General features: G+C 32.2%; 12 protein-coding genes. 10 read left to right on the top strand and 2 right to left on the bottom strand.

Features of this window, described 5'->3' with window-relative positions; genetic code table 11:
- Positions 1-76: 76 nt before the first annotated feature.
- Entirely contained in the window at positions 77-1,144 is a 1,068-nt protein-coding gene (locus tag DB891_RS12290) for a branched-chain amino acid aminotransferase (protein WP_116763878.1), read from the bottom strand.
- 302 nt (positions 1,145-1,446) lie between these two features.
- On the opposite strand from DB891_RS12290, the gene mnmD reads away from it, so the two are divergent.
- The 3 genes from mnmD to DB891_RS12305 all read left to right on the top strand — a co-directional run bounded on the left by mnmD (position 1,447) and on the right by DB891_RS12305 (position 2,862).
- On the top strand, positions 1,447-2,106 hold the full coding sequence (gene mnmD, locus DB891_RS12295) for a tRNA (5-methylaminomethyl-2-thiouridine)(34)-methyltransferase MnmD (protein WP_116763879.1): 660 nt from the start codon (positions 1,447-1,449) through the stop codon (positions 2,104-2,106).
- A 149-nt stretch (positions 2,107-2,255) separates the two neighbouring features.
- The gene (locus DB891_RS12300) at positions 2,256-2,453 is read left to right on the top strand and encodes a hypothetical protein (RefSeq protein WP_116763880.1); all 198 of its coding nucleotides are present in this window, start codon (positions 2,256-2,258) and stop codon (positions 2,451-2,453) included.
- Between the two features lie 217 nt (positions 2,454-2,670).
- Positions 2,671-2,862, top strand: a complete 192-nt coding sequence (locus DB891_RS12305; protein ID WP_116763881.1) for a hypothetical protein — start codon at positions 2,671-2,673, stop codon at positions 2,860-2,862.
- Positions 2,863-2,942: 80 nt separating this feature from the next.
- Here DB891_RS12305 and DB891_RS12310 read toward each other — a convergent pair whose 3' ends face one another.
- Positions 2,943-3,884: a LysR substrate-binding domain-containing protein gene (locus tag DB891_RS12310; protein WP_116763882.1), complete on the bottom strand. Its 942-nt coding sequence runs from the start codon at positions 3,882-3,884 to the stop codon at positions 2,943-2,945.
- 192 nt (positions 3,885-4,076) lie between these two features.
- Here DB891_RS12310 and DB891_RS12315 point away from each other — a divergent pair, with 192 nt between their 5' ends.
- The 7 genes from DB891_RS12315 (at position 4,077) to DB891_RS12345 (ending at position 12,537) form a co-directional block, all read left to right on the top strand.
- Positions 4,077-4,556, top strand: a complete 480-nt coding sequence (locus tag DB891_RS12315; RefSeq protein ID WP_116763954.1) for a Dps family protein — start codon at positions 4,077-4,079, stop codon at positions 4,554-4,556.
- A 129-nt stretch (positions 4,557-4,685) separates the two neighbouring features.
- On the top strand, positions 4,686-4,982 hold the full coding sequence (locus tag DB891_RS12320; RefSeq protein WP_116763883.1) for a hypothetical protein: 297 nt from the start codon (positions 4,686-4,688) through the stop codon (positions 4,980-4,982).
- A gap of 160 nt (positions 4,983-5,142) precedes the next feature.
- The gene (locus DB891_RS12325; RefSeq protein WP_116763884.1) at positions 5,143-6,714 is read left to right on the top strand and encodes a SulP family inorganic anion transporter; all 1,572 of its coding nucleotides are present in this window, start codon (positions 5,143-5,145) and stop codon (positions 6,712-6,714) included.
- Between the two features lie 25 nt (positions 6,715-6,739).
- On the top strand, positions 6,740-7,405 hold the full coding sequence (locus tag DB891_RS12330; RefSeq protein ID WP_116763885.1) for a DUF2490 domain-containing protein: 666 nt from the start codon (positions 6,740-6,742) through the stop codon (positions 7,403-7,405).
- Between the two features lie 31 nt (positions 7,406-7,436).
- Positions 7,437-8,120, top strand: coding sequence for a carbonic anhydrase family protein (locus tag DB891_RS12335; protein WP_116763886.1), 684 nt, complete (start codon positions 7,437-7,439; stop codon positions 8,118-8,120).
- 14 nt (positions 8,121-8,134) lie between these two features.
- Positions 8,135-10,675, top strand: a complete 2,541-nt coding sequence (locus DB891_RS12340) for a YbcC family protein (protein ID WP_116763887.1) — start codon at positions 8,135-8,137, stop codon at positions 10,673-10,675.
- Between the two features lie 2 nt (positions 10,676-10,677).
- Positions 10,678-12,537 carry a proton-conducting transporter transmembrane domain-containing protein gene (locus DB891_RS12345; protein WP_116763888.1) on the top strand — a complete coding sequence of 620 codons (1,860 nt, stop codon included), beginning with the start codon at positions 10,678-10,680 and terminating at the stop codon, positions 12,535-12,537.
- The last annotated feature ends 26 nt before the right edge of the window (positions 12,538-12,563 follow it).

Below are 12,563 nucleotides of genomic sequence, written 5' to 3' on the forward strand. Positions count from 1 at the left end.
CTAAAATCTAAAATCTAAAATCTAAAATCTAAAATCTAAAATCTAAAATCTAAAATCTAAAATCTAAAATCTAAAATTATACTTTAACCGTCCAACCAAAGGTGTCTTCAGCTAATTTATGTTGAATGTTAGTTAATTTCTCTTTAAGTAAAGAAGCGTATGAATTCTCGATTTTTGGCAATTCATAATAAACATCTTGGTAAGAGTAACCAATAATTGGATTAACTACAGCAGCAGTTCCAGCTCCAAAAATCTCTTTCAAAGAACCGTTTTTAGAAGCTTCCACTAATTCAGAAACCAATACAGGACGAACCTCTATGTTGATTCCTTCTTTTTTAGCCATATCAAGAAGACTTTTTCTCGTAATACCATCAAGTATACGCTCACTTGTAGGTGCAGTCAATAAAGTGTCGTTTATTCTAAAAAACACATTCATAGTACCTGCTTCCTCTAGTTTGGTATGAGTGGCATCATCAGTCCAGATTACTTGTTGAAATCCTTGTTTGTTTGCCAAAGTAGTTGGGTAGAATTGAGCAGCATAATTACCGGCCGCTTTTGCAGCACCAATTCCTCCGTTGGCAGCTCTACTGTAATGTTCTGCAATTAAAACTTTAACTTCACCTGCATAATAGGATTTAGCAGGAGAAAGTATAATCATGAATTTATAGTCATCAGATGGGTTTGCAATAACTCCATCACCAGTTGCAATCATAAAAGGACGAATATACATCGTGTTTCCTTTTCCTTTTTTTATCCAAGCTTCGTCCAATTGTAGTAATTGATTCAAACCATCCATGAAAATATGCTCCGGTACTTCTGGCATAGCCATTCTCACTGCAGAAGTATTGAAACGTTTGTAGTTTTCATCTGGTCTAAAAAGCCATATATCATTATTGTCATCTTTGTAAGCTTTCATCCCTTCAAAAATAGCTTGGCCATAATGAAAAACTTTTGCAGATGGGTCTAGTAAAAAGGGAGCGTAAGGCTTAATAACCGGTTTTTGCCATTCACCATTAGAAAAATCACATTCAAATAAATGATCGGTAAAAACGGCACCAAAGCTTAAATTATCAAAATCAACTTCATTTATTTTTGAAGTGGCTGCTTTTATTATTTCTATTTTGTTAGTTTGAGTTGTACTCATAATAAGGTATGGTTTAAAAAATATTTTTGTTGTTAATAAACTGTATAAAAAAAATCAATTTCTTAATTGTTGTAATATTGATTGCAAAATTAAATAAAAAACAGATTAATCCTTGCTAAAACAACATTAATTATACTGTTTAACTGTGATTTATTTACATTTTGAATTTAGTTGAAAATTAGACTGAAATTCTGTGAATTATATAAAAAAATATGAATTTTAGGTAGCTAAAAGATATTGTTTTAATTAATTTTGAAGTGGAATTAGAATTTAAATGATACTAAACATCTCAAAAAAATATTTTGGAAAGAGAAATTATACAAACACTCGATGGATCGACAACAATTCATCTCAAAGAATGGAATGAGTGTTACCATTCTAAACATGGTGCTATACAAGAAGCGAAGCATGTTTTTATTAAAAATGGATTGGCATTATTTTCAAATCAAAGCATTTCTATTTTAGAAATTGGTTTTGGTACGGGTTTAAATGCTTTTATTACGTATTTGGAATCTGAAGAATCGGGACAAACAATTGATTATGTTGGTGTAGAAGCCTATCCTGTTTCTGCCGATGAAGTTTTAGCGATGAATTATATCGAAGAATTGAAGGCTGCTGAATCCGAAGCTATTTTTGAAAAAATGCATACCTGTAATTGGGAGGAAAAAACAATTTTTTCGGGTAATTTTACATTGACCAAAAGAAAACAGTTTTTTGAAGAAATTGACGATATAGAAAAATTTGATTTAATTTATTTTGATGCTTTTGGCTATCGCGTGCAACCGGAATTATGGAGTACCGCTATCTTTGATAAAATGTATAAATCTTTAAAATCCAATGGAGTTTTAGTTACTTATGCTGCTCGTGGTGTAGTCAAAAGGAGTATGATAGAAGTTGGTTTTACGGTTGAAAAACTGGCTGGTCCACCAGGAAAAAGAGAAATGTTTCGAGCAAGGAAGTGAAATTTTCCATATTATATTTTATTATGATTTCCTTAACAATGTTAAGAATTGTAAAAAATCGATGTTAAAATTTTATTTTGTATTCAAAAAATAAAGTATATTTACAGAACGTTAAAATCGAGATCTAACCCCAAAAATCTTAATTTATTATGTCTAAAATAATGTTTGATTACACAAAATCGGTACTTGAAAGAGTGAGTTTTGATCCAATACTTTTTTGCAAAGAATTAGAAAAAGCAATTAGAACACTTTTACCATTCGAAATGGAAGAATTAAGAGAATGGTTGTTTAATTTCACAAGTGAAAAACCAGAACTAAAACAGTGTTTATTAATTGTAAATCCATAATAAAAAAAGGAACCAACGTATTGGTTCCTTTTTTTATGCTCAGTATTTAGGGATAATTGTGAAAATGTTTTTATTGTAAGTTATATCTATTTAAATAATAGAGAAGTGTGTTTTTAGTCGGTAAAATGTGTTTTTAACAATTTTTTTGTTAGTTTGAATGAGGGAATTTTATAATTTTACGAAGCTTTTAATCAATTAAATTTAAAACCTTTTTGTTATGTCCCGAATGATTTATGATTACACAAAAGAGGTACTCGAAAGAGTGAGTTTTGACCCCGAGCTTTTTACTAAAGAATTAAAAAAAGCGATTAGAAATCTATTACCTTATGAATTGGAGCAATTAAAAAGATGGCTTTTGTATTTTACGAATGAAAAACCGGAGCTTAAAAAATGTTTGGTCTATTTGTAAGGGGAATTTATCGTTAAATTAGATAATAAAAAAAAAGGAACTGAATCAGGACAAGCCCTTAGTTCCTTTTTTTTGTAGTTTTATTTTTTTGGAAGAGGACTCACGATTTGAACATTTTGAAAAACAATTGCTCCTTTTACAACTCCCGAAATAGTGCTTCTTAACGCATCAATAATTTGGATTTTTAATTCGCTTTTAGGATAAATTAAACTGACCTCTCTTGCCGGCTTTGGCTCTTTAAAATGTCTTAGTTTTAATTTGTCTTTTTCTTTCAAATCTAGTGTATGTAAGTAAGGAAGCAAAGTAGTACCCAATCCTTCGTCTGCCAATTTTATCAAAGTTTCAAAACTGCCACTTTCTATTTGAAACGGTTTTGGGTCTGATTCAGAATTGTTTTTACAGATATTTAAAATACCGTCCCTAAAACAATGTCCGTCTTGCAATAACAAAATTTCATTGATGTTTAAATCCGAAATTTCAATTTCCTCTTTCTGAAAAACAGAATTGTTCTCTGGAATATAGGCCACAAAAGGCTCAAAGTAAAGAACGATTTCTTTTATTTTTTCATCTTCTAATGGTGTAGCGGCAATTGCGGCATCAAGACGACCGTTTTTTAATTTTAAAATGATTTCTTCGGTATTAAGCTCTTCTATTATTAGTTTTACTTTTGGATATTTCTTGATGAAATTATTCAAAAACATAGGTAATAAAGTAGGCATAATTGTAGGTATAATTCCCAATCGAAATTCACCTCCTATAAAACCTTTTTGCTGTTCTACAATGTCTTGAATGCGATCCGCTTCGTTGACAATGTTCTTGGCTTGATTTACAATTTTTTGACCAATTTCGGTTAACTGAATTGGTTTTTTACTTCTGTCAAATATTTGAATGCTAAGTTCTTCTTCAATTTTTTGAATTTGCATACTCAATGTGGGTTGAGTAACAAAACATTTTTCGGCCGCTAGAGTAAAATTTTTATGTTCGGCTACAGCCAAAACGTATTTTAATTGTGTAATTGTCATAGTATAGTAGATTGTTATGCAAATATAAAAACAATCAATTAAATTTATGGTTTTTTCGCTGTGTTTATTTACTAAATTTGTGAAAGTAAGGATATGGAATTAACAAGATTGTTATTTGTTTAGAAATCTCAATGATGATTTAAAAATCACATATTAATTATGCTAAACATTAAACTTAAAAAATTTAAAGAAATGAAAATAAATTCAATTGGATTACCCGTAGCAGAATCTGAAGTAATTATAGTAGATCTGAATGTTCTTTTATCTAATTTTCAAGTTTACTATCAAAGTTTAAGAGGTTTGCATTGGAATATTAGAGGAAAACGTTTCTTTGATTTACATTTGAAATTTGAAGAATTATACAATGATGCTCAAATAAAAATTGATTTAATTGCCGAAAGAGTATTGACATTAGGAGGGAGACCTTTGCACACTTTTGAAGATTACATCAAGTTTAATCAACTTACGGTTGGTAAAAATATTTCTAACGATGAGACTGGAATTCAATTGATTGTCACTTCGTTGTCTCAGCTATTAAGAATTGAAAGAGAAATTCTTAGCAAAGCTTCAGAAATAAATGACGAAGGCACTAATTCTATGATGAGTGATTTTATAGTAGAGCAAGAAAAAACGATTTGGATGATGAAAGCTTGGTTAGAAGAAAGCTTATAATCCTTAATGTTAGATAATTGAAAAACCTAATTGATTTTTATCTTTTTAGGCTTTTTTTTTATGTTTAAAATTGATTAATTTTATAAAACTAATTTTTTAATTCAATTTTTATCTGCTATTTTTGCTCACATGAAAATCTTTTCAAGTATTGTATTATTGTTTTTTGTTTTATTTCTGGTAGCACCAACAATTGTGGTTTGCTTGAAACAAGACAAGGATTCTACTACCATCTGCGAAGATTGTAATGCTCCTTCTTCTTCTATTGAGGAAATAAAAAATGATTTAAAATTTTATACATTCAATCCTTTTTTAGAAATATCGTTTTTGGATTCTGAAAAGTCTTCTGATATTATAATTTTCGAGAATTTATCCAAGCATGATTTAATTTGTGCATCCATATTTATACCACCTCCCAACAAGGTATAGTTTTTATCCATTTTAGCATTGTTGTTCGATTGATAGTCTTTTTTGTTTATGAATATTTATTTATAAACGGATAGCTGTTAATTTGTGTAGCATGTAAACGCCGCAATAATGTGTTGTAGCGAATAACTTTATATTTAATCTTTTATAATTATTTTATATTATGACAAAAAAAATTAATCTTTTCGCAAACCTTAAATCAGATTTCGCTTCTGGTTTAGTGGTTTTTTTGGTAGCTCTTCCATTGTGTTTAGGAATTGCATTAGCTTCTGGCGCACCACTTTTTTCTGGTATTATTTCGGGTGTTATAGGCGGAATAGTTGTAGGTTTATTAAGCAAATCTCACATTAGTGTTTCTGGGCCTGCGGCTGGTTTAACTGCAATAGTTCTTGTTGCAATAACTGATCTGGGAGCTTTCGATATTTTTCTGACTGCTGTTCTAATTGCAGGATTAATACAACTCGCTTTAGGTTTTATTAAAGCTGGAGGCATTTCCAATTTTTTCCCAACCAATGTCATCGAAGGGATGCTTGCGGGAATTGGAGTTATTATTTTCTTAAAACAAATTCCAAAAGCCTTAGGATCGGACGTTTCCGTAGGCTCTGGATTAAAAATATTTACCGATGTTGCCTCTTCTTTTGGTGATTTAAAAATGGGTGTTGTCATCGTAACACTTATATCATTGGCAATCCTATTGGTTTGGGACAAAATCCCAACCCTCAAGAATATTAAAATGCTTCCTGCAGCTTTGATTGCTGTAACGGTTGGAGTTTTAATTAATGAATTTCTTTTTAAAGGAACAGCCAATGAAATTACTAGTAAATATTTAGTTTCATTACCTGTTCCAACAACCATTGAAGAATTTAAAGCCATTATTATAACCCCAAACTTTTCAGGGTTTACCAATCCAAAAGTATGGATGGTTGGACTTACTATTGCTATTGTAGCCTCTATCGAAACTTTATTGTGTATTGAAGCAGCAGATCGAATGGATATTCAAAAACGGTATACAGATACAAACGTTGAACTCAAAGCACAAGGAATCGGAAATATTGTAAGTGCCTTTTTAGGAGGTTTGCCTATGACATCAGTAGTTGTTCGATCTTCGGCCAACAATAATGCAGGTGCAAAATCAAAAATGTCGGCTGTTATACATGGTGTTTTATTACTAATTAGTGTTTTAACCATACCAATTGTTTTAAATAAAATTCCGTTTGCCACTTTGGCTGCAGTTTTATTATTAATAGGTTACAAATTAGCAAAACCATCCATTTTCAAACATTTTTGGGAACAAGGTAAGTACCAGTTTGCCCCATTCATAGCCACTTTTGGCGCCGTTGTCTTTTTGGATTTATTAAAAGGGGTTGCATTGGGAATGATTATAAGTGTCATTTATATTCTGAAAGGAAACATGCAACGTGCCTATAATTTTAGAACCGAAGAATACCATGACGGTGATGTTATCCATATTGATTTGGCCGAAGAGGTTTCTTTTTTAAATAAATCAGCTATAAAATCTACACTTGCTGCTATACCTGAAAATTCAAAAGTAATTATTAATGCTTCTAACACGGTCTATATTGCCCATGATGTCTTGGATCTAATCAAAGAATTTAAAAAAATTAGAGCCAAAGAGGAAAATATAAAAATAAAATTAATGGGCTTCAAAAAAGCTTACAATTTAGAGAATACCGGCGAAGAAGAGAAACACGTTTTTGTGGAACATAAGGTTTAACTAGTCTAATTTCAATCTTTTTTCAATGAAAATAATCAATTTAATTGTGCTATCTATTTGTTTTTGTAATCTTTCTTTTTCTCAAAAATCTGAAACCGGTAGTTGGTTGATGTATTTTGGCAATCAAAAGATGAATCCAAAATGGAATTGGCATAATGAAGTTCAGGTTAGAAATTACAATTTCATTGGCGATACCAATCAATTATTATTGAGAACGGGAATTGGATATAATCTTTCAGAAGACAATAACAATCTTTTACTAGGTTATGGATTTATTAATACTCAAAAGTACGTACCCAATTCTGATCAAAAAACAGATTCAAACGAACATCGTATTTATCAACAGTTTATAACACGGCAAAGTTTTGGTCGCATTTTTCTTCAACATCGATACCGAATTGAGGAACGATTTATACCAAATGATTTCCAAATTCGTTTCCGATATTTTTTGGGTATCAATATACCTTTCAACAAAAAGAAAGTTGAAACTAATGCCCTTTACCTTTCTGCCTATAATGAAATTTTTATAAATGCAGAAAGTCCACTATTTGACAGAAATAGACTATATGAAGCTTTAGGTTATGTTATCCATAAAAACATAAAAATCGAAGCAGGATTTATGGCACAAACACTTGAAAACTCAAATCGAAATCAGTTTCAAATAGCAATTTTCAACAATTTACCTTTTTAAAATAAAATAAAATAAAACTTATCATATAACTATGAAAGCACACAATAGAGAATCACAAGCACAAATGACTCCACGAAAAGCGTTGGAGTATTTGCAAGAAGGAAATAAAAGATTTATAGGGAATCTTAAAGCACATAGAGATTTATTAGAACAAGCAAATTCAACTATTGACGGACAATGGCCATTTGCCACTATATTGAGTTGTATTGATAGTAGAACATCGGCAGAATTAATTTTTGACCAAGGTCTTGGCGATGTTTTTTCGGTTAGAATTGCAGGAAACATCGTAAATACAGATATTTTAGGAAGTATGGAATTTGCTTGCAAAGTGGCAGGTTCTAAGTTAATTGTTGTACTTGGACATAGCAAATGTGGTGCGGTAAAAGGCGCATGTGATCATATAGAAATGGGGAATCTTACCGAATTATTGTCTAAAATACAACCCGCAGTGTACCAAGAAAAAACGACTCTTGAAGATCGAACATCTAAGAACTCCACTTTTGTTGAAAATGTAGCCAAAATAAACGTGAAACGAAGTGTAAAAAATATTATTGAGCGTAGTAATATATTAGAACGAATGATTGAAAATGGCGAAATAGGAATTATTGGCGCTATGCACAATATCGAAACAGGTAAAGTAAAGTTTTATACTGATGTTATGTATATCAAAGATGATTTAAACCCGAGCTTTTCGGTTGCAGATATACAGTATTAATAAATTCAAAGATTATGACACAAAACACTTTTGATGAACATCATGTTTTACATGAATTGAAACATTATCTTCCAACACAAACACCTTTGAAAGATTTTATTCATCACAATTCATTGCATGCTTTTCAAAGCACAAAATTTTATGACGCCATTTTCAAGTCCTCTAAAATTTTTGGCCATCAAGCCACTATGCCACTTTCTGATTTCAGAAAATTATTTAAGTTAGGCAGAATTCGTCCTGAAATTCTTGAAAGCGCCATTGCAAACAGAAAAGAAAACAACAAAGTAGAACTTTGGAAAACCTATTTAATATCCAAAGAATATGACGACCACAACGAGCAAAGAATCGGAATGCTTCGTGCCAATTGGAAACAGAAGTACCATATTGATTTAGACAATTTGGTGCAACCCTTTTTATTTCGTTTTTTGTGCAGTTATCTGGATCAAGGAATTGCTATTTGGGATTTCCCAATAGGAAACAAAAGCTTTCTAGAATCAATCAAAGAATTGGAAAAAAATAGCTATACCAGTATTTTTAAAACCAAAAGAGCCAAATCATTATTATTTCAAGAAGGTATTTCAATCGAACATTTGCTTCAAATTGTTGTTGGGAACGAAGCTTATTATGAACAATATTTATTCGACCAACAATTCAGTCATCGTGGCTGGAGTGGATTAATTGCATCGGTAGAATCACAACCTGATACTTTATTGAGTCCAAAACAAATTTCTTTGCATGATTTAATAGTTTTTGAATTGCTATTAGAAATAGACAATCTCGACAATCAACTTGGAAATAATTGGAAACCTCTTGGAGAAACGACCACTCAAAGTCCTATAAATTTATTTGCAGAAATAGAGAAAACTGAATTGCAAGAAGTCTTGAAAATTTGGCAAGACGCGTTCGAATGGAGTTATTATGACGAAGTTTTGGCTGGAATTCAACAATTGAGCATTTCCAAAAAGAAAACTGAAGTTGTTGCCAATCAATCCAAATCGTTTCAAGCCATGTTCTGTATAGATGAACGTGAAGACAGCATCAGACGACACGTTGAAGCCATTGACAAAGACTCCGAGACGTTCGGGACGCCTGGTTTTTTCACGGTTGAGTTTTATTTTCAAGCATTTGGAGCCAAGTTTTATGACAAATTGTGCCCTGCACCGGTAACACCAAAATATTTAATTAAGGAATATGATGTTACCGAAAAAAGAGCGCACGATTTATTATACACAAACAAAACCCATCAATTAACAACCGGTTTTTTAAGCACCTTTGTTTTTGGTTTTTGGTCGGCGTTTAGATTGGTTAAAAATCTATTTTTTCCTCAAAAGGGCCCGGCTATCTCCAATGCTTTTCTGCATATGAACGCCGAAGGAAAACTGACGGTAGAAAATAAAAGTATCGATGACATCGAAAACAATCTCCAAATCGGTTTCACTGTCGAGGAAATGGCAACAAGAGTGGCGAGTTTACTAAACGGAATTGCATTGACTAAAGACTTTGCTCCTATTGTTTATGTCGTGGCTCACGGAAGCAGCAGCGCCAATAATCCGCATCACGGAGCGCACGATTGTGGTGCTTGCAGCGGTCGTCCGGGTTCCGTAAACGCCCGTGTTTTTGCATTAATGGCGAATAATGTAAAAGTTAGGGAAGTTTTGAAAAACCAAGGAATTGATATTCCAAATGCCACCCAATTTATTGGAGCATTACACGATACCGCTTCCGATGAAATAGAGTTTTATGATGTTCCTACTTTAAATGCCGATAACGCAAAAAATCATAAAATAAACGCAACCACTTTTGAAGATGCTTTGGACTTGAATGCAAAAGAGCGTTCGAGACGTTTTGCCTCTATTGACACCAAAAGTAACATTAAAAAAGTACGTAAGGCAATCAAACAACGTTCCGTTTCCCTGTTCGAGCCTCGTCCGGAATTAGGACATGGAACAAACACACTTTGTATTGTAGGCAGAAGAAGTTTAACCAAGGGATTATTTCTTGACCGTAGGGCTTTCTTGAATTCTTATGATTATAAAACCGATTTGGAGGGTAAATTCTTAACTGGAATTATGAAACCGCTCGGTCCCGTTTGTGGTGGTATCAATTTGGAATATTATTTCTCTAGAGTTGATAATTATAAATTAGGCGCTGGAACAAAATTACCTCATAATGTAATGGGACTTTTCGGCGTAGCAAATAGTAGTGATGGTGATTTACGACCGGGATTGCCTTGGCAAATGATCGAAGTACATGATCCCGTTCGACTGATGATTATTGTCGAACATTTTCCGGATGTGGTTTTAAAAGTCATTCAATCGGTTCCAGAAATGTATGAATGGTTTATCAACGAATGGGTGCATTTATCAGTAATTAATCCAGAAACAGATGAGTTGTTTTATTTCAAAGAAGGACAATTTGTTTCGTATAAACCGATGACAAACCAAATTCACTTTTTCAAAGATGTACACACCCTTTTGGAAGATGCCAAAGAAATGGAAACCAACCATATCACACACGCTACACAAGAAAATTTACCAATTTATTTTTATAACTAATTATGGAACAGTTACTTCAATTTTTTATACTATTGCCATTGTTGGGTTTTATAATCAGTTTATTTTTTAGAAATAGAAATGAAAATGCTATTGCAGGAATTGCAATAACAACAATGGGTTTGCAGTTAGTTGGTTTATTGTTTTTTATTATTACTTGGGCATCAAACGGCTCAAACATACTTGATATCAAACATTTTACTTTTTACAAAGAAGCCAATGTCGAAATATTTATTGACTTGTTTTTTGATAAAATTACCGCAGTCTTTGCATTTGTAGGGACATTAATTACTTTTTTAGTAGCCATTTTTAGTCGGTTTTATTTGCATAGAGACAGCGGTTTCAAACGTTTTTTCAATACCTTATTACTATTTTTCTTTGCCTATTCGATAATCATATTCTCAGGTAATTTTGAAACCTTGTTTGTGGGTTGGGAATTTTTAGGTATTACTTCATTCTTACTGATCATCTTTTACAGAGACCGCTATTTGCCGGTAAAAAACGGTTTGAAAACCATTTCGTTGTATCGTTTTGCTGACGTTTGCTTGATACTAGCCTTGTGGATGAGTCATCATTTGTGGCATGAGAACATTACTTTCTTGAAATTAAACGATCTGGATTTAGTGTCAACGCACATTGAAGAACATTCTTATTATGCCTCATTTATTTTGGTTATGATTGTAATTGCGGCATCGATCAAATCGGCACAATTTCCGTTCTCCTCTTGGTTGCCACGTGCTATGGAAGGGCCAACAACATCGAGCGCCATTTTTTACGGTTCGCTATCGGCCCATATAGGCGTGTTTTTGTTGTTGCGAACTTATCCGTATTGGGAAACGATTTTGAGCATTAAAGTTCTTGTGATAGCAATCGGATTAATTACCGCTATAGTTGCCACATTAATAGCCAGAGTACAATCGTCTGTCAAAACCCAAATTGCTTATGGCTCTATTGCGCAAATAGGACTTATGTTTGTGGAAGTTGCAATGGGTTGGCACTTTTTGGCCTTAATTCACTTTTCAGGAAATGCTTTTTTAAGAACTTACCAATTATTGGTTTCGCCATCGGTTTTGGGGTATATGATTCACGATCAGTTTTTTAGTTATGTTCCAAAACAATATGGAAGCATCAATAAATTTACAAATTCCATTTATTTATTGAGTTTGAAAGAGTGGAATATGGATGCTTTTCAGTTTAATTTTCTATGGTCTCCATTTAAATGGATTGGTAGGAAATTAAATATTTTAAGCCATAAAACAGTTCTGATTTCACTGGTCATTATATATCTAATAGGTTTATTTTGTTTTTTAAATGAAGAAATGATTCCCAAACAACTGGATGAAATTTTACATTTAGTTTTTGCCTTTATCGCGATGCTTTTAATCTTGAAATCATTTGCAAAACGTACCGATGCCATTACCGTTTGGTTCATGATTATTGCGAGTCAGTTTTACATTTTACTGTCTATTGCATTACTTAATGATGAATATGAATATACCGAGATTTTATTATACATTAGTGGACTTATAGGTGCTTCTATTCTAGGGTTTTATTGTTTGCATAAATTGAAAGCAATCGAAAAAAATGTCGATTTGAATGACTTTTACGGCTATAATCACGACCATCCAAAATATGGATTTTGGTTCTTGATATCTTGTTTGGCATTTGTTGGATTGCCATTTTCCCCAACATTTATAGGCGTTGACTTGATGTTTAATCATATCGAGAAAGACGAGTATTTACTGATGTTTTTCACCTCCATAAGTTTTTTATTTATTGAAATTGCTGTTTTGCGAATGTATGCTAGGTTGTTTTTAGGGCCAAGCAAAAAACAAAATCATCCAATAGCATACAGATCATCATAATTATAATTAATTTTGATAATAATAAC

The organism is Flavobacterium laiguense (genome assembly GCF_003097655.1).
GTDB lineage: Bacteria > Bacteroidota > Bacteroidia > Flavobacteriales > Flavobacteriaceae > Flavobacterium > Flavobacterium laiguense.